Raw genomic sequence first — 16,950 nt, 5'->3', positions numbered from 1 at the left:
GTTGTGCACCGTGCAGTGCGTCTACCGGCGGACGGAGTCGACGTCACCCCGGAGTTCGCCGTCCATGCGGACCAGCAGGCGGTGCTGGTGGACGCCGGTCCACGTCAGCCAGGTCAGGAAGGCGGTCGCGAGCAGGGCGAGCACCACGGCCTGACGCACATCGGCCGTGGTCGCTGCGAGGGTCGTGATGGAAGCGAACAGCAGGAAGAGGAAGGCGAGGGCCCAGACCCGGTGGCGTGACCGGTCCAGGCGATCACGGACCAGTCGGCCCATCGCAGCGCGGCCCTCTTCCGATTCGGGCACCTCTCCGTGGCGCAGACGGTCGTCCAGGGACACGTAGTCCTCTTCGGATGCGGCACTGATCATCCGGCGCTCCCTGCGCCGCATCAGCAGCAGCATGACCGTGGCTCCCACGGCCCCCGAGCCGGCCCGCAGCAGGGCTCCGAGCGGCGAGCGTCCCGGGTTGAGCAGAAGGATCACCCCCGCACCGATGACGGCCAAGAGGACACCCTGCACCCACGGGTGCAGGGCCAGCCACTTGTTCACTTTCCTCATCGGGTCCCCCAACTCCTCTGTGTGCACGGCAATTTGCCGATTCTCACACCGAGTGCCCGGGCTACCCGCTTGCATGCGCCGGCCCCCGCACCCGACCTCGGCCCGGGCCGGTGGCCGTCAACGGCCACCGGCCCCGGGCGGCGGCCCCCCCCCCCCCCCCCGGCCCGGGGGGCCGTCTACTTGGGGTCGCGGTTGAACTGTGCCTGCGACCACCGGTAGCCCACGAGCGCGAGGACGAGGCACCAGGCGACGGCGATCCACCCGCTGTCGCCGATCTCGGTGCCGAGGAGGAGGCCTCGGAGGGTCTCGATGGCGGGGGTGAACGGCTGGTACTCGGCGATCGGCTGGAACCAGCCCGGCATCGCGTCGACCGGGACGAAGGCGCTGGAGATGAGGGGCAGGAGTATCAGCGGCATCGCGCTGTTGCCGGCCGCTTCGGCATTGGGGCTTCCCATGCCCATCCCTACCGCGATCCAGGTGAAGGCGAGGGCGAAGAGGGCCAGCAGCCCGAACGCGGCGAGCCACTCAAGGACGGTGGCGTCCGTGGACCGGAAGCCCATCGCCACGCCGATGGCGCCGACGAGGACAACGCTGAGCATCGCCTGGAGGACGCTGCCGACGACGTGTCCGAAGAGTACGGAGCCGCGATGGACGGGCATGGTGCGGAATCGGGCGATGATGCCCTCGCTCATGTCGCCCGCGACGGACACCGCGGTGCCGACGAGGGTGGACCCGATGGTCATCAGCAGGATGCCCGGAACGATGTAGGCGATGTACGCGGAGCGGCTTCCGCCGCCGATGCCCGCGCTCATGGTGCCGCCGAAGATGTAGACGAAGAGCAGGAGCAGCATGACCGGCGTGAGGAGCAGGTTCAGGGTGAGGGAGGGGTAGCGTCTCGCGTGCAGGAGGTTGCGGCGGAGCATCGTGGAGGAGTCGCGGACGGCGAGGGAGAAGGAGCTCATCGGGCATCTTCCTTGATCTGCTGGGGCCGGCCGGGGCTCGGGGCAGTGGCGGTCAGGGCGAAGAAGACGTCGTCGAGGTCGGGGGTGTGCACGGTCAGTTCGTCCGCTTCGATGCCGGCCGAGTCCAACCGGTCGAGGATCGAGCGCAGGGCGCGCTGGGTGCCGTCACTGGGGAGCTGCAGGGTGAGGGACCCGTCGTCCCGGGTGGCCTCGCGCAGCTGTGCGGCGGCGAACTGGTACGCGGACGGGACGGCGAAGCGCAGGCGCACGTGACCGCCGGGAACCAGGCGCTTGAGCTCCTCGGCAGTGCCCTCAGCAGCGATCCTTCCGTCATTGAGGACCGCGATTCGGTCGGCGAGCTGGTCGGCCTCCTCCAGGTACTGGGTGGTGAGGAAGACGGTGACGCCGCCCGTGACCAACTCGCGGATGATCTGCCACATGTTGTGCCTTGAGCGGGGATCGAGACCGGTTGTCGGCTCGTCGAGGAAGATGATCCGCGGATTGCCGACCAGGGTCATGGCGATGTCCAGGCGCCGCTTCATGCCGCCGGAGTAGGTCGAGGCCGGCTTCTTCGCTGCCTCCGCGAGGTCGAACCGCTCCAGCAGCTCGGTGGCGACCCGCCGCCCCTCGCGCTTGGACAGGTGGTGCAGGTCGGCCATGAGCAGCATGTTCTCCTCGCCGGTGATCAGGCCGTCAACGGCGGAGAACTGCCCGGTGACACCGATCGCGGCCCGTACCGCCTGCGGAGCGCCGGCCAGGTCGTGGCCGGCGACCTGGGCCCGGCCGCCGTCGGCGGTGATCAGCGTGGAAAGGATCTTCACGGCGGTGGTCTTGCCGGCGCCGTTGGGGCCGAGCAACGCGAACACGGACCCGGCCGGAATGCGCAGGTCGATGCCGTCGAGCACGGTCTTGTCGCCGTACGCCTTGTGCAGGGCCACGGCAGAGATGGCGGCGACCGGCTGTGCGGACCCACCGGCTCTGGTTGCGGGCATGACGGATGAAGGTGTGGGCATGGGTTTCTCCCGTTCGGGGCTGAAGTGGTGCGGAGCAACGTGAGGGAACAGGTCGGGAGGCGGCGCCGCCCGGCGCGCGCCGGCGTACGCGGCACTACGCGCCGGCCGGGCTCCAGGGGTCGGCGGCCCGGTGGGCCGGGAGCCATTGGGCGGCATAGGCCGCGCGGACCGCTGCGGGGAGCGGTGCGAGCAGCTTGACCGCCGTCTCCCCGTCGGCCCCGTCCAGCAGCCAGGGGAGCAGGACGGGCGCGTCCGCGCGGAGGTGTTCGGTACGGACTGCGTCGAAGTGCGCCCACTGGTCGGGGGCGAGGACTTCCCGGAGGAGCGGCAGGACCATCGTCTCCTCGTGGGTGAGGTGCGCGTCCAAACCGGTGCAGAGGACGTCGATCAGGCTCCCGAGGTGCGCCCGGTCCCCCTCCGGGTCGGCCAGTGACGTGTCGATGGCATCGAGCACGGGGGGAAAGGCGGCGTGTTCGGCTTCCATGACCTCCAGCCGCACCAGGTCGTCCGGGCGGCCTGAGAGGTTCCACCGCAGTGCGGGCCACAACGCATCGTCCGCGGCGGCGTGATGGAGGCGGAGGGCCTTCTTGAACCGCGGCCAGCCGGCGATGGAGGCCAGCACCTGGCGGAGGTCGTGGTCCGCCGAGATGCTGATCCGGTCCAGCTGGACCAGGTCCCGGCGCAAGGCGGCGTGCGTCGCGTGCATGAAGGTCAGGTCGACGGCCGTGCTCACTCGCGGGACCGGAAGGCGACGGCCGGTTCCCAGAGCACGGCGCCGACACGGTCGGAGCGGCAGGGACCGCCGGTCAGGCGGGCGGAGCCGCCGCGCGTCCGCTCCCCGCGCTCCCCCCACTCCTCCCGCTCGTCCGGTTCGGCGGGCAGAAGGCAGCTGGAGAGGGGGGCCTTCCGCAGCGCGACCTCGGCCTCCGCGCGTGCGCCGCTCTCCCCTTCCTCGCGCAAGTGCTGCACGTGTACGTGCACGCATGTGCCGCGGCCCCCGCCCGCGCGGGGCAGTAGGGGCCGCACCTGCTGCGGCCCGTGGGGGGCGCCGCCCGAGCCGATCGTCGCAGTGACGGTACGGATGGGCTGCCTCAAGTACACGGGCCCGATCGCAGGGTTCTTCACGCGTGATGTCATGCACTGATGCTCGCCGCTCGCCATGGCCATGATCAACATGTACTTTCGCACCACTCGATAACCGCGGGGTTATCAATGCCGGGCACGGGGGATCTGTGGAGCTGCGGGACATCGAGATCTTCCTGGTCCTGGCCGAAGAACTGCACTTCGGCCGCACTGCCGCGCGCCTCCACGTCTCCCAGGCGCGCGTCAGCCAGGCGATCAAGAAGCAGGAGCGTCGCATCGGAGCGGTCCTCTTCGAGCGCACCAGCCGAACCGTGGCCCTGACCGAGATCGGCCGCCGGCTGTGGGACGACCTGCAACCGGTGTACGTCGACCTCCAGGACTCCCTGGACCGGGCGCGGATGGCCGCCCGCGGTGTCACGTCCCGGCTTCGCGTCGCGATGATGCCGTTCAACGTCGCCGACATGCACCACTATTGGCAGGGCTTCCGCTCCCGCCATCCCCAGTGCGAACTCCAGATCCGCCCGGTTCCGTTCCTCGACCCGTTCGGCCGTCTCCGCGCCGGAGACATGGACGTCCTGGTCACATGGCTGCCCGTGGAAGAGCCCGACCTCACGGTCGGCCCGGTCCTGTGCACCGACAGCCGGCTGCTCGCCGTGCCCAGGGACCACGAGCTCGCCGGCCGGTCGACGGTGTCGATAGAGGACTTCGCCGACTTCGCGCACGCCACGGCCCCGGACATGCCCGACTACTGGGAGGACCACTACCTCCCCTTCCACACCCCCCGAGGGCGGCTGATCGAGCGGTCCCAGACCGTGACCAGCCCTGACGAGCTGATCAACCTGGTCACCATGGGGGAGATCATCCACGCCTTCCCCAGCCACGTCACCCGGTACTGGGGCCTGTCGAACATCGGCTGGGTGCCCGTTTCCGGCCTGCCCGCCCTGTCCTACGCTCTGGTCTGGCGGACCGAGGCGGAGACCGACCTCACCCGCGCCCTCGCCGACACCGTCCGGGACATGGGCTCGCTCCACTTCTGAGGAGGCCGACGCCCTGACCTGCACCGCCGGTCGGATGCGGTCCCGTTCGGGTTCGCCCCATGCCGTGGACGTCGGGCGGGCAGTCGGTGCCGATCAGGCGGCGGGCATCTTGTCCAGGAAGCCGTAGACGCCCGTGATCCTGCCTGCGCCGTCGGTGACGAGGACGTCGAAGCCGATGGCGATGGGCTCGGCGCCCGGGCCGGTCACCAGGGCCCACTGGAAGCGGGCGATGTTGTGGTGGGTGTCGACGTTTCCGTGCAGCTGGAAGAAGAGGCCTTGGAACTGCTCGCGAGCACCCGCGAGGACGGCCGCGATGCCCGCATGGCCCTCGACCGCGGCGAGCGGGTCGATGTAGGGGGCCTCAGGGGTGAACAGGTCGGCGATGCCGGCGGCGCGACGGTCGGCGTCGGCCACGTTCCAGAGGGCGAGGTACTGGGTGACGCTGTTGGTCAGGTCGCTCATGAGTCGGCTCCTTGTATCAGAGATCGGTGAGAATGCCGCCGGAAGCGGCACGGAATCCGGGGCGGGGGAAGCGAGCTCCTGCATCAGGCTCTTCTCCGGCCCGGTGTTTCCGATATCGAAAACGCTACGTTGCATTCATGGCTCCAGCAACCTTCCCATTGCGAGAAAGTCGTGAACTTGCAGCTCAGAGGCGCCATTTCGTTGCAATGCCTTGCATGTCAACGCAACGTCAACCTGGCTCGCATGTTGCAATGACTAGGAGTGAACGCTATGCCTCGTCCCGCAGGTCCCGGTGGAACAACCCCACGTCGAACACGCGCTGTGCGACTACTGGTTGGGAATGGGGTCACGTCACTGACGGACGGCGGCCGACTCCAGGGACCGGGCGCGCAGCGCGATCCGGGCGGGCACCAGACTGGAGACCAGCGCGAGCGCAAGCCCGGCGGTGGCGGCGGCGCCGATCGCGGTCCAGGGCAGGCTCAGGGTGAGCGCGGGACCGGACTCCAGGATCCTGTTTCTGATCAGCAACAGGGTCGCAACCTGGGTGCCGGTGGTGACCAGCAGCGCCAGGGCCGTGGCGGTTACGGCCGTCAGCAGCGCCTCGGCCCCCACCATGGAGAGCACTTGACGGTCGTTGCCGCCGGTGAGACGCAGGGCGGAGAAGTCCCGCAGCCGGTCGCCGGTGGACATCATCATCGTGTTGACGATCGCGATCAGGGCGTACAGCAGGGCCGGCCCCAGGATGGCGATCATTGCGATCCAGTCGGAGCGGGACCGGGTGTCGTCGTGCCCGCCCCACTCGGCCGTCGCGGCGATCACGACCCCCGGGATCGCGGTCGGCGCCGTGGCTCCGGCCGTGGGGGTGAGGAAGGCGGCGGTGGGACCGGGGCCTCCACCGAGGTGCCCGGCCACGGCCCCGTACGGCAGGAGCACCTCGGCCAGGTTCAGCGGCGTCTTCACCAGGGCGACCACCTCGACGGTGACGAGGGTGCCGTCGTCCAGGGCGGTGTCCAGCCGGTCGCCGACCTGCCAGCCGCGGGCCCGGGCCAGAGAAGTCGACACGGCTACGGAGGAACCTCGCAGGGCGTCCAGCGAGCCTGCTTCGGTGGAGAGTTCCCAGGTCGCGGCGGCGTCTCCGTCGACCGCGGTCGCCGTGATCGTGCCCGAGTCCCCGGGCCCGGATCCCGAACTGCGGGCGAGGCCGTTGAGCCGGGTGGTACGTACCGTGGTCGAGGCGACCCCGGGCAGGGCGCGTAGCCGCTCCACGGTGTCCGGGGTCAGAGCCGGCCCGCCGTCGGGTTCGACAACGTACGTGGCCCGTAGCGCCTCCCGCGACTGGACGGTCCGCGCGACCCCGAAGGTAAGCGTGGAGCCGACCACAGTGCCGGTCAGGCCTATCACCAGGAACATCGGGGTCGCCGTGGAGACCGTGCGCCGCACCGCTGCCAGGGCGTTCTGCCGGGCCAGCAGGCCCACCGCGCCCCAGGCCGGCAGCGCCAGCACCCGCACGAGCGCGGGGACCAGCACCGGCGCGAACAGGGCGACCGCCACGATGGCCATGACGTCGATCAGCAACGCCCAGACGGGCAAGTTCTGCGGATCGCGCAGCTGCGGGTCCCGGTCCATGCCGGGCGGCATCGTCATGAACAGGACCAGCACGGTCGAGAACACCAACAGGTAGCCGACAGCCCACAGCCAGCGGCCGAGTGTCATCACCCGCCCGTCGACCGCCGCGTCGCCGAGCGCCTCCACCGGCCGCACACGGCCGGCCCGACGGGCTGCCGCGTAGGCACCGACCACCGCCACCGCCACTTCGACGGCCACGGCGACGAGCAGCGGCCCCGCGCTGATCTGAACGGTGAAGCCCTCGGGCGCCGCACCCCGAGCCACCAGCCAGCGGGCGAACAGCGGGGCTACGGCCGGGCCCAGCAGCGCCCCGCAGACCGACGCGGCCAGTGAGACGACCACCGCCTCGCCGAGCACGAGCATCCGGACCTGGCGCGGGGTCGCACCGACCGCCCGCAGCATGGCTGTCTCCCGGCGCCGCCCCGCGACCGCGAACGCGAACGTCGAGGCGACGACGAACACGGACACGAATCCGGACATACCCGCCATCAAGGTGAGCAGCTTCTTCAGCGACGGCGCCGACGGGTCGTCGTTCTGCAGCCCCGTCGAAGTGGTGACGAGTAGACCCGTCCCGGCGATCAGGGTGACGCCCAGGGTGAGCGCCACGAAGGAACCGGCGAAGCCGAGCCGCCGCTGGCGCAGGGTGGCAGTGGCCACGGGCAGCAGGGGGGTGAGGGTCATCAGTGGCTACCGTCGATCCGGGCCCGTGCCGCGGCGGGCCTCGTACCGGCGTCCGCGGCTCCGTTCGGACCGGCTTCCCGGTCGCCCGCGTCGGTGTCCGGGGCGGTGTCCGGGGCGGTGTCCGGGGCGGTGTCCGGGTCGGACTCCAGCCGCGCCATGTTCTCAGCCACCCGGCGGGCCGTCGGGCGGTGCATCTCGTCGGCAGACGCGGCCGTCGACGAGGAAGAGGACGCGGTCCGCGTAGGAGGCAGCCACCGGGTCGTGGGTGACCATGATCGTGGTCTGGCCCTGCTCGTCGACCAGGCCGCGCAGCAACTTGAGGACGGTCTTGCTGGAGCTGCTGTCCAAGGCCCCGGTCGGCTCGTCGGCGAACAGCACCTTCGGCCGGGTGATCAGGGCCCGGGCAATGGCCACGCGCTGCTGCTGGCCGCCCGACATCTGGGAAGGCAGGTGCCCGGCGCGCCCGGCGAGCCCGACCCTGCCCAACGCCGTCCGCACCTCGGCCTGATCGGGGCGGCGGCCCGCCAGCCGCAGCGGCAGTCCCACGTTCTGTTCGGCGCTGAGCGCACCGAGCAGGTTGAACGCCTGGAAGACGAAGCCGATCCGGACTCGGCGCAGCTCGGTGAGGGCCTTCTCGCGCAGGGACCCCAGATCGACGCCGTCCAAGACGACGCGTCCCGCGTCGGGGCGGTCGAGACCCGCCGCGCACTGCAGGAGGGTGCTCTTGCCCGAGCCCGAGGGGCCCATCACCGCGGTGAAGGTGACCTGATCGAAGGCAACCGAGATCTCGTCGAGGGCGCGCACCTGCCCTGCCGATCCAGCCGCGTAACAGCGGCTGACCTGTTCGAGCCTGACTAACTGGCTGTCGTGCATCCTTCAAAACCTCTCAAGTGATCTCGAAATCGGAGAGCTTGCCGCTACGGGAACTCCGCCACCGTGGTGTGCGGCTGTCTCGATGGGCCGTTTTGTGAGCGAGGAGCAAGTGAGGGGTGGACGTTGCATGGTCAGGCTTCGGGAGGTCACGGTCTGCGGCGACACCTTCCGGATGAGCGGTCCCGCTCGCACGGTAGGGCGGAAGCCCGCGCGCTACCGGACGGACGTGTGCTCAGCCATCGGGCGGGGGGCGAAGGCGAAGGCGCGCAGATCGTCGTTGAGGCGGTCCGCGTGGGTCGCGAACAGCCCGTGACCCGCGTACTCGTACACGTGCAGCTCCGCCCCCGCGATCAGTTCGGCCGCGCGGCGGCCCGTGAGGGCCAGGGGTGCGGAGACGTCGTCCGATCCGTGGATGACCAGGACCGGGCAGTCGATCTTCACCATCTCCGGAACGAGGTTCAGGGAAGGGAGGATGTCCCCCAGGGCGTTGGCGGCGCGCGCCGTTGCCCCGAGGCAGCGGTCCACCATGTACGCCACGTACCCATCCGACACCTGCGGCCCGGGCAGGTGGCGGGCGAAGAACGCGTCGGCCCCGTCGGAGAAGAACTTCGCCCGGTCCTGCCGGAAGGTCTCGTTGAATCCGCGGATCAGCTCCGGGTCCAGTCCCTCCAGGTGGTCCGCGGAACGGGCCGGCCCCGGGGCCATTGCGCCGACGAGGGCGACCCGGGCCACCCGGCCGGTACCGCGAAGGGTCAGGTAGCGGACCACCTCGAGCGTGCCCATCGAATGCCCGACCAAGGTGACGTCGAGCAGATCCAGATGGTCGAGGAGCGAGCCCAGGTCCCCGGCGAGGGTGTCGAGGTCGAAGCCGCCCCAGACGTCCTCGGACCTGCCGTGCCCCCTGCGGTCGAGGCCCACGCAGCGGAAACCTTCGGCCGCCAGGGGCAGCATCTGGTACTCCCACATCTCGGTACCGAAGTACGAGCTGTTGACGAAGACGATGACGGGGCCGTCCGAGGGGCCGTAGTCGACGAAGTGGAGGCGGGTGCGGTCGGTGGCGGACTCGAAGTACGGCATGGCGGGGTCCCTTCAGGGAACGGCTGTGAGCGGCTGTCCGGTGCGACAACCATCCTGACCCTGCGGCCCCGAGGCGGTCGATTACCTCCAAGGTCATGCGGTACGGGCGGGAGCGGGGCCGGTCACCGAGTCGCCGTGGGCCACGCCCCGGTGGGCCCGTACGCTTTCCTGCTGCGCAGTACCGAATTGGTCCAGAATCGGCGTGACTGAGGAATGGCGGCACCTTTGGCTGGTTTCAAAGAGTCTCGTCAACGGCTGGTGACAAGCGCCGCCACGTCGTCCGCACCTGGCTCTCGGCATCCCAGCCGTACGCACCCCCGCCGCCGCCTCGCTGGTGACACGGGCGTCTCAGGTGATGAAGCGATCGAGCAGGGAGAGGGCCATTCCGAGCACCCCGAGCCCAAGACCGATCATGCCGACCATCGCCCAACGGTCTCGTTTCACGAGTTGCAGTCTCCAGACCTTGAGAAGGAACATTTCCGGCAGAGCCGATCCATTCGGCCCCACTCGCATTCGGCCCCGCTCGCATTCGGCCCCGCTCGCAGCACGGTCGCTCCGCGGGCGGAGCCTGGACCGAACGATGCCGCAGCGGGGCGCTCACGTGGCGACGTCGGGGACTTCGGTGCCGGCGCCGGCCTTCACGGCGTCGACCACGAGCGTGTGGAGCGCGGCGAGGCCGCCCGACGGCAGCGGTACGGGGCTGCCGGTGAGGGTGCACCACTCCTCTGCTCCGGTGTACGGGATCCGTACCGAGGCCGTACCGTCCGGGCCCGCCTCGGTCAGCTGGTAGCTGCTCTTCACGTTCGCCCACGCCGCCGAGTACGTACACCAGTGGCCCTCGGCCCTTGGTCGCCTTTGCCGCGGTTCGTCGCCGCGGACACCGCGAGGACCTGGAGGCGGCGCCGGAGACGGTCTTGCACGCGGCATCGCGCTTCGCGCCCTTGCCCGAGCGCTCCAGAACGACTTCGCGGGTGTCACAGCTGTCGCCCTGCCCGGCCAGTGCGTGAACTTCTCCCAGCTGCACCCGGTCATCGCCCTCTGGCCCGCGACTATCAGCCCGCCGAGCCGGCTTCGGGCGACCGCCCTTGTCGACAGACCCGGGAGCGCCGGTTCTCCCGGCGCTCCCTGCGCCCCGTCCTCGCCCTGCCCGGACAGAGACGCCTTGGCGTCACCTCCGGCCGGCACCCCCGGATTACAGCCCACGAGACCAACCGCCAGCAGATCAGCAGTCACCGTACGGACATCGAGCCGCACCTAACGATGCATAATCATCCCAAACCCTCTCGAAAAACCCACCGTGACCTTACCCACCGCGCCTACCCCGCGAAGACCACCCCAGCACGCACCCTGCCGGTACATCGCCGCGGCGCCAAAGGCAATCGTCCGGATGAGCAGGCGGAGTTGCGCCGAGAATCGCCGGGAGAGGTGTTGTAGGAGGTACGGGAGTTGAGCGGCCGAGGGCCGGTCATGTTGGGTCATTTCACGGACTGTAACAAGGAGCGCTTCCGGCCGGACTCCGTCACCCACCGCCGCACCGAGGCCCACAACCGGCCCGGGCGGGGACATCGATGTCCGCGTGACCGCGGACGCGACGGCGAGTGTCCGCGACACCGCCGAAATTCCCGGAGGATCGTGTGCTTGGACCGGCTGCCCGGCCCTGGCCGGCACGGGGGACAACTTCCTCGGCAGCCTGGGAGCCGACGGGACCGGCTTGGGCGACACGGTGGACGGGCTTGCTCGGAACCTGGATCCGGGCCTGAGCCCGTCCGATCCCGCGAAGTCGGAGGCGCAGGCGCGGCGGCTCATTTGGCAGTGGCAGAACGCCCGGCTCCGAAGGCCAGCACGTCCCCGCCCGCCATATGCAGGCGCAGCCGTTGGAATCCCATCGGGTGCCGGAGGATTCTGCCTCGGTCGATCAAGGTGTCAGGGCTGGGCGACGACGAGGTCGGGGAGCACCGGCGAGCAGCGGGGCACGCTCGACGAACTCGGCGTCGAGGCGATTCGCCCCCGGCGGACACAGCCAGTTGGACGGTCCTCTTCGCGGTGCGGTGCCGGGCCGGGCCGGGCCGGGCCGGGCCGGGCCGGGCCGGGCCGGGCCGGGCCGGGCCGGGCCGGGCCGGGCCGGGCCGGGCCGCCGATTCAGGGGTTACACGATGCGGCACCTCAGGGCGGTTCTGGAGGGTCAAGCGTCTTGCGGGTGTCCGCCATCCCCTTCGACCACCACGCGATCACTCCCCTTCCCCTCGTCGCGTTCGGCGATGGTGACATCGATCCGACCGTCACCGGTGGTGTCGAACTGATAGAGGTCGGCCTTCCCGTCACCAGTCGTGTCGATCATCCACACGTCGGGCTTCCCATCACCATTCGCGTCAGCGCTGAGAACGACATGGTGCTCGTCGCCTTGCGTCTCGATCACTTCTCCGCCGATACCTGTTGTGGTGTCCATGGCGACCGGATGCCCCCGGACCAGGAGACGAAACGAGCACGGTCCGGGATGGCGTCGTTGACCTCCGTATGGGGCGGGGTACGTGGAGTCGGATTGTTCCGGACGGGCTGTGGGAGATCGCGGAGCCGCTGATCCCACTGTCGAAGGTCCGGTCGCAGTGCGGCGGGACGCAGGACACGCCTGATGAGACGCTGTTCGCGGCGATCATCCATGTCCTGGTCAGTGGGTGCGCCTGGCGGGCCCTGCCGCCGTGCTTCGGGATATCGAAGTCGACGGCCCACCGCAGGTTCCTGATCTGGTCGAGGGCCGCAGTATGGGGCCGGCTCCATATCGGCGCGCCTTGCTGGAAGCGGTGTTCGGCCACCGGGTCGACGCCCTCTGCGCCCACGCCGCCGACCTGATCGCGCTGATCACGGGCCTCGCACTGGCCACCGAGCACCGTCCGAACCCCGCCGCCGAAGCCAACCGGCTGCTCGCCCTGACACTACGGGGCATCAGCCCGCACGCCTGAGGAGGCGGCCGGTTCCCGGCCGGGCCAGGTTCGTGCACAGGGTCCCGGGGCCGCGTACGGCGGTGGCGCCCGGCTCAGGGCACCAGGACCACCCTGCCGAACACCTCTCCCGCATCCATCGCGTGGTGGGCCGACGCCGCCTGATCCAGGGGCAGCACCGCGTGCACGACCGTGCGCAGGTCCCCGCTGGCGGCATCGGTGAATTGGTTCGACCTCACGGCACGCCTGTCGGGACCGGGCACGGTGTCGGAGCTGAAGGTGGAGAACGACAGCGATCGGCGGAAGGCGTCCATCAGCCGCGTGCCGAAGTCCGCCGGCGGCTGCCCACCCACCACGCCTACAGCCACGTACCGCCCGTTGGAGTTCAGTCTGTCCAGGAAGGCCGGCAGCTGGGGACCTCCCACTACGTCGATCACCACGTCGAAGCCCGCGGGTGTGTCGGGGCCGCCCTCGCCGGAGCGGCTGAGGACATGGGTCGCGCCCAGCTTTTCCAGCCGGGCGCCGCGCTCCGCCGATGAGGTGGTGACCGCCACTGCGCCCGCACCTCTCCTGACCGCGAGCTGGACGGCCGTGATCCCGATGCTGCCCGCCGCACCCCGGATGAGTACCGCCTCGCCCGGTGCGAGACGAGCCCGTTCCAGGGCGAAGTGGGCGACCACGCCTGACCCGCCGAGGGTCACCGCGTCGGCGCCGGTCAGAGCGCGGGGCAGCGGCAGCACCTCGGCGGCCGAGGCGACGGCGTACTCGGCGTACCCACCGGACAGGCCGGTGAACGCCCACACCCGCCGCCCGGTCCACGCGGCGTCCACGCCTTCGCCCACCTCGGTGACGCGTCCCGCGACCTCGCTCCCGAGGAGGTGCCCCGGCCGGAATCCGTAACCGGCGAGCGTGCCCCGGCGGATCACGGCGTCCACGCCGCCCACCCCGATCGCCTCCACGGCGATCCGCACCTGCCGGGGGGCAGGATCGGGCACGGGCACGTCGACGACTTCCAGTCCGTCGGGATGTCCGAACGTCCTGATGACGACAGCCTTCATCATTGCTCCCTGGGCCGGTGGCGGTGCGTGCGGCGGTGCCGCGCTCGGACCGTAACCAACAGCCCTGTCCGCTCGAGCGAAGTGAGAGACGATGACCGGCCAATTGCCTCGGCCCGCACGCTCCGACGCCCTGGACAACCGGGCCCGCATCCTGGACTCCGCCCGCACGGTGTTCGGCGAAAAGGGCCTGGGCGCGCCCGTGCGCGACGTCGCCCGGCACGCGGGCGTCGGCCCCGCCACGTTGTACCGGCACTTCCCGACCAAGCAGGCACTGATCGAGGAGGCCTTCGCCGAGCAAGGGCGAGCCTGTCACGCCGCGGTCCGCGACGCCCTCACGGACCCGGACCCGTGGCACGGATTCCGGGGCCTGGTCGAGCGGATCTGTGAACTCCACGCGCACAGCTGGGGGTTCGCCGAAGCCTTCATGGCCGCCTTCCCCGAGACAGTGGACTTCGCCGCCGACCGCGAGCGGACCGTGCGCGCGGTCGCCGAACTGGCCCGCCGCGCCCAGGAGACCGGCCGGCTCCGCCCCGGCTTCGTCGTCGACGACCTGATCCTCATGCTCACGGCCCACCGGGGCCTGCGGGACGCGCCCCGGCCCGCCCGGCTCGCGGCCTCCCGCCGCTTCGCCGCTTACGTGATCGAGGCGTTCCGCGCCGTACCGCAGACGGGAGGGCACACGCCACCGCGGCCGACGCCATGCCTGGGGCCCGCGCACTCACCCGGCGCGCCGTGAACCCCTCGCCACGGAGCTCCGTAGTCCTTGCCCACCAGACGCATGAGACGCATGAGACGCACCGGACCGGTCGGCTCCGGAACGGGGCTGCGGCCGGCAGGACTCGGGCGGGGTCCAGTCCGAGCCGGCCCCGGCGGTCCGCATCCGCTCCCGGTGCGCCCGGGCCGTGGCCATCAGCGCGTCGAGCGTGTCCCTGGTCCGCAGGAGTTCGGAGATGTGCGCCGAGAGCCGCTCGCGCTCCAGTGCCATCCGCTCCAGCGCGGCGTCGGAAGCCTCTTCACTAGGCGTCTCGATGCAGGGCATCAACTCGATGATGGTGCGGCTGGACAGGCCCGCCGTGTACATCCGCTGGATGAACGCGATCCGCTCGACCTCGGCGTCCGTGTAGTGCCGCTGCCCGCTGGGGCTGCGCGTGCTGGTCAGCAGCCCCTGCTCCTCGTAGTAGCGCACGGACCGGATGCTGACTCCGGCACGCGCTGCGAGCTCCCCGATCCGCATACAGCCCTCCCGGCCGAGTTCCCCGTCGCAGGCCCTTGACCCTGACATCGGTGTGAGGTTTTAGCGTAGCCGCAGTGCCCGGTTCACGGGTGCGGCGGCCACGAAGGAGAACCCGCTATGACACGTCTCTTCACCAGCTACCGGCTCGGCGGCCTCACGCTGCCCAACCGCACGGTCATGGCCCCGATGACCCGAGTCCGTGCCGCCGACGGCGGGTTGGCGACCCCTTCGATGGCGGCCTACTACGCCCAGCGGGCCACGGCCGGGCTGATCGTGAGCGAAGGGGTGCAGCCGAGCCTGATCGGGCAGTCCAATCCGGGCACGCCGGGACTGCACACCGACGAACAGGCCGAGGCGTGGCGCCCAGTGACTGACGCCGTCCACACCAACGGAGGACGGATCTTCGCCCAGATCATGCACGGCGGGCGCGTCTCACACCCCGACACCACCGGCCTGCAGCCCGTCGGTCCCTCCGCCGTCCCCGCCGTCGGCAACGTGTTCACCCCCACCGGGCCGCAGCCCGCCCCGGTTCCGCGCGCCCTGGACACCGCCGAAGTGCCGGAACACGCGCGGTCCTACGCAGACGCCGCCCGCCGCGCCGTCGAAGCCGGCTTCGACGGAGTCGAACTGCACGGCGCCAACGGCTACCTGATCTCACAGTTCCTCTCGTCCAACGCCAACCTGCGCACGGACCGCTACGGCGGCCCGATCGCCCACCGCATCAGGTTCGCCGTCGAGGCCGTCGCCGCCACCGTGGAGGCAATCGGTGGCGAGCGGACCGGCATCCGGCTCTCCCCGGGCGGAACCTTCTGGGGAGTTGAGGAGACCGAGGTCCGCGACCTCTACACCGCGCTGCTGACCGAACTGGCACCCCTCGGGCTGGCGTACGTGCACCTCGAGGCCACCGCCGGGCAGGACACGCTCCTCGCCCTGCGCCGCGCGTGGCCGGGCACCCTCGTGATGAACCCGGTGCTCCCGATGGGCGCGAAGCAGACCGGCAGGGACGACGCCGAGCACTGGCTCGGCCTGGGCGCCGACCTCATCAGCTTCGGCCGGGCCTTCCTCGCCAACCCCGACCTGGTCGAGCGACTGCGCAGCGGACACCCCCTGGCCCCCGTGGACGAGACCACGTACTTCCAGGGCGGCGACAGCGGCTATCTGACCTATCCGGCACACCAGTACGCGGCTTGATCCCGGACCGACGCGGCCTGCGAGCGGTACGCCGGGACCGCCGGCTCGGGCGGGTGCGGCGCCCGCCGAACCGGGTGCGGCACCCGGACCTGACTCCGCCCAGCCAGCCGTGGCAAGCGTAGGGGGCTGGCGCGGCTGGCTATGGGGCCGGCACAGCAGATCGGCGAGTCGACGTCGGGCGCGCCCGCTTCGGCGGCTCCGCCCTCCCCGGTGCTCTTCTGCGGCCGTACGGCCCTATTGCGAGCGCCGTTTCTCCATACATACATACAAGCGCGACAGTCTCCTGCTCGGAGCGGAAATGTCCGAACTCCCCGGTCGGGCGGCCTCAACCGTTACCAGCCGGAACCACCCGAGCAGTCAGAGAGGCGAAGCCGATGCTTCCGTCCCGGAACAAGGCCGTCGCGGCCCGTGCCACGTTCGGCGTGGTCACCCTGGGGCTCACCCTGTCCGTCTGCCCCACCAGCGCCCTGGCCTCAGGGGCCGTGCCGGCCACGGCGATGAACACCGCGGAAGCCGTGAGCACGGTCCGCGCCGTCGCGGCCGCTGCCGCCGTGGCCGGCACCGTCGTGGCACGTACCTCCAGTACCGTCCGCGCGCAGCCCACGACGAACTCCGCCGACCTCGGCAGCTACCCGCGTGGGGCCGCGGTCCAACTCGACTGCGCGGTCTACGGCGAGACCATCGAAGGCAACCCCGTCTGGTACAAGCTCGCCAACCGCACCGGCTGGATGAGCGCACGCTACGTCGACAGCTCCCGTACGGTCCCCCAGTGCGCGGGCCCTCAAGGCCCCACTGGCCCCACTGGCCCTCGAGGCAACCCCGGGCCGACGGGCGCCCAGGGCCTGCGGGGCGCGACCGGAGCACCAGGTACCCCGGGGCCGCGGGGCGCGACCGGAGCCACGGGCGCCACCGGAGCGACGGGCACCCCGGGGCCGCGGGGTGCCACCGGGGCGAGTGGCGGGACCGGCCTGCGGGGGGCAACCGGAGCGACCGGCCAGCGGGGCGCGACCGGCGCCACCGGAGCGACCGGCCCCCAGGGCGACACCGGCCTCGAAGGATCCCCGGGCCTCGACGGCCAGCCGGGCGACCCGGGCGAGGAAGGCCCGACGGGCCCGACCGGACCGACGGGCTCGACAGGCCCGACGGGAGCCCCTGGACAGCT

General features: G+C 71.0%; 16 protein-coding genes and 3 pseudogenes. 6 read left to right on the top strand and 13 right to left on the bottom strand.

What is annotated here, in order from left to right; all coding sequences use genetic code 11:
- Positions 1–21 precede the first annotated feature (21 nt).
- The 5 genes from ACFWNV_RS07050 to ACFWNV_RS07030 form a co-directional block, all read right to left on the bottom strand.
- Positions 22–555: a hypothetical protein gene (locus ACFWNV_RS07050; RefSeq protein ID WP_383941737.1), complete on the bottom strand. Its 534-nt coding sequence runs from the start codon at positions 553–555 to the stop codon at positions 22–24.
- Positions 556–731: 176 nt separating this feature from the next.
- On the bottom strand, positions 732–1,517 hold the full coding sequence (locus tag ACFWNV_RS07045; RefSeq protein ID WP_383941734.1) for an ABC transporter permease: 786 nt from the start codon (positions 1,515–1,517) through the stop codon (positions 732–734).
- The gene (locus tag ACFWNV_RS07040) at positions 1,514–2,509 is read right to left on the bottom strand and encodes an ATP-binding cassette domain-containing protein (protein ID WP_383941731.1); all 996 of its coding nucleotides are present in this window, start codon (positions 2,507–2,509) and stop codon (positions 1,514–1,516) included. The genes ACFWNV_RS07045 and ACFWNV_RS07040 overlap by 4 nt, the downstream gene beginning before the upstream one ends.
- A gap of 115 nt (positions 2,510–2,624) precedes the next feature.
- Positions 2,625–3,263 (bottom strand): hemerythrin domain-containing protein, encoded by a 639-nt coding sequence (locus ACFWNV_RS07035; RefSeq protein ID WP_383941728.1) that lies wholly within the window; start codon positions 3,261–3,263, stop codon positions 2,625–2,627.
- Positions 3,260–3,511, bottom strand: coding sequence for a hypothetical protein (locus ACFWNV_RS07030; protein ID WP_383941725.1), 252 nt, complete (start codon positions 3,509–3,511; stop codon positions 3,260–3,262). The genes ACFWNV_RS07035 and ACFWNV_RS07030 overlap by 4 nt, the downstream gene beginning before the upstream one ends.
- A gap of 251 nt (positions 3,512–3,762) precedes the next feature.
- Here ACFWNV_RS07030 and ACFWNV_RS07025 point away from each other — a divergent pair, with 251 nt between their 5' ends.
- Complete coding sequence (locus ACFWNV_RS07025) at positions 3,763–4,650, top strand: LysR family transcriptional regulator (RefSeq protein ID WP_383941723.1); 888 nt, start codon at positions 3,763–3,765, stop codon at positions 4,648–4,650.
- Between the two features lie 93 nt (positions 4,651–4,743).
- Here ACFWNV_RS07025 and ACFWNV_RS07020 read toward each other — a convergent pair whose 3' ends face one another.
- From ACFWNV_RS07020 to ACFWNV_RS06995, 6 genes and pseudogenes are all read right to left on the bottom strand, one after another.
- A complete protein-coding gene (locus tag ACFWNV_RS07020; protein WP_383941720.1) occupies positions 4,744–5,112 on the bottom strand; it encodes a nuclear transport factor 2 family protein in 369 nt (122 codons plus the stop codon).
- 351 nt (positions 5,113–5,463) lie between these two features.
- Positions 5,464–7,419 (bottom strand): ABC transporter permease, encoded by a 1,956-nt coding sequence (locus ACFWNV_RS07015; RefSeq protein WP_383941718.1) that lies wholly within the window; start codon positions 7,417–7,419, stop codon positions 5,464–5,466.
- Positions 7,419–8,292 (bottom strand): annotated as a pseudogene (locus tag ACFWNV_RS07010) (ABC transporter ATP-binding protein). The gene ACFWNV_RS07015 and the pseudogene ACFWNV_RS07010 overlap by 1 nt, the downstream one beginning before the upstream one ends.
- Before the next feature lie 213 nt (positions 8,293–8,505).
- Complete coding sequence (locus tag ACFWNV_RS07005; protein ID WP_383941715.1) at positions 8,506–9,369, bottom strand: alpha/beta fold hydrolase; 864 nt, start codon at positions 9,367–9,369, stop codon at positions 8,506–8,508.
- A 597-nt stretch (positions 9,370–9,966) separates the two neighbouring features.
- Complete coding sequence (locus tag ACFWNV_RS07000; RefSeq protein WP_383941712.1) at positions 9,967–10,170, bottom strand: hypothetical protein; 204 nt, start codon at positions 10,168–10,170, stop codon at positions 9,967–9,969.
- Between the two features lie 1,381 nt (positions 10,171–11,551).
- Positions 11,552–11,815 carry a hypothetical protein gene (locus tag ACFWNV_RS06995; protein WP_383941709.1) on the bottom strand — a complete coding sequence of 88 codons (264 nt, stop codon included), beginning with the start codon at positions 11,813–11,815 and terminating at the stop codon, positions 11,552–11,554.
- A gap of 68 nt (positions 11,816–11,883) precedes the next feature.
- Between ACFWNV_RS06995 and ACFWNV_RS06990 the strand changes: the two are divergent.
- A pseudogene (locus ACFWNV_RS06990) lies at positions 11,884–12,144 on the top strand (transposase); the annotation flags it as partial.
- 11 nt (positions 12,145–12,155) lie between these two features.
- Positions 12,156–12,326, top strand: a complete 171-nt coding sequence (locus ACFWNV_RS06985; RefSeq protein ID WP_383941993.1) for a hypothetical protein — start codon at positions 12,156–12,158, stop codon at positions 12,324–12,326.
- 74 nt (positions 12,327–12,400) lie between these two features.
- On the opposite strand, the gene ACFWNV_RS06980 is transcribed toward ACFWNV_RS06985, so the two are convergent.
- A complete protein-coding gene (locus ACFWNV_RS06980; protein WP_383941978.1) occupies positions 12,401–13,363 on the bottom strand; it encodes a zinc-binding dehydrogenase in 963 nt (320 codons plus the stop codon).
- A gap of 91 nt (positions 13,364–13,454) precedes the next feature.
- On the opposite strand from ACFWNV_RS06980, the gene ACFWNV_RS06975 reads away from it, so the two are divergent.
- Complete coding sequence (locus ACFWNV_RS06975; RefSeq protein WP_383941707.1) at positions 13,455–14,099, top strand: TetR/AcrR family transcriptional regulator; 645 nt, start codon at positions 13,455–13,457, stop codon at positions 14,097–14,099.
- A gap of 132 nt (positions 14,100–14,231) precedes the next feature.
- Here the strand turns inward: ACFWNV_RS06975 and ACFWNV_RS06970 are convergent.
- Positions 14,232–14,597, bottom strand: a pseudogene (locus ACFWNV_RS06970) (MerR family transcriptional regulator); the annotation flags it as partial.
- A 117-nt stretch (positions 14,598–14,714) separates the two neighbouring features.
- Here ACFWNV_RS06970 and ACFWNV_RS06965 point away from each other — a divergent pair.
- Positions 14,715–15,788 (top strand): alkene reductase, encoded by a 1,074-nt coding sequence (locus tag ACFWNV_RS06965; protein ID WP_383941704.1) that lies wholly within the window; start codon positions 14,715–14,717, stop codon positions 15,786–15,788.
- 374 nt (positions 15,789–16,162) lie between these two features.
- The coding region (locus ACFWNV_RS06960) for an SH3 domain-containing protein (protein ID WP_383941701.1) at positions 16,163–16,950 on the top strand (788 nt) is incomplete at its 3' end.

The organism is Streptomyces sp. NPDC058401 (genome assembly GCF_042722885.1).
Taxonomy (GTDB): Bacteria; Actinomycetota; Actinomycetes; order Streptomycetales; family Streptomycetaceae; genus Streptomyces.
The sequence above is the reverse complement of the archived record's forward strand: the minus strand, read 5'-3'. Positions and strand labels throughout refer to the sequence as shown.

Bases quoted from the DNA above. Each gene is read 5' to 3' on its own strand.
- ACFWNV_RS07015 (WP_383941718.1), bottom strand. From the start codon at position 7,419: ATGACCCTCACCCCCCTGCTGCCCGTGGCCACTGCCACCCTGCGCCAG.
- ACFWNV_RS06995 (WP_383941709.1), bottom strand. From the start codon at position 11,815: ATGGACACCACAACAGGTATCGGCGGAGAAGTGATCGAGACGCAAGGC.
- ACFWNV_RS07050 (WP_383941737.1), bottom strand. From the start codon at position 555: ATGAGGAAAGTGAACAAGTGGCTGGCCCTGCACCCGTGGGTGCAGGGT.
- ACFWNV_RS07045 (WP_383941734.1), bottom strand. From the start codon at position 1,517: ATGAGCTCCTTCTCCCTCGCCGTCCGCGACTCCTCCACGATGCTCCGC.
- ACFWNV_RS06975 (WP_383941707.1), top strand. From the start codon at position 13,455: ATGACCGGCCAATTGCCTCGGCCCGCACGCTCCGACGCCCTGGACAAC.
- ACFWNV_RS07005 (WP_383941715.1), bottom strand. From the start codon at position 9,369: ATGCCGTACTTCGAGTCCGCCACCGACCGCACCCGCCTCCACTTCGTC.
- ACFWNV_RS06980 (WP_383941978.1), bottom strand. From the start codon at position 13,363: ATGAAGGCTGTCGTCATCAGGACGTTCGGACATCCCGACGGACTGGAA.
- ACFWNV_RS06965 (WP_383941704.1), top strand. From the start codon at position 14,715: ATGACACGTCTCTTCACCAGCTACCGGCTCGGCGGCCTCACGCTGCCC.
- ACFWNV_RS07020 (WP_383941720.1), bottom strand. From the start codon at position 5,112: ATGAGCGACCTGACCAACAGCGTCACCCAGTACCTCGCCCTCTGGAAC.
- ACFWNV_RS07040 (WP_383941731.1), bottom strand. From the start codon at position 2,509: ATGCCCGCAACCAGAGCCGGTGGGTCCGCACAGCCGGTCGCCGCCATC.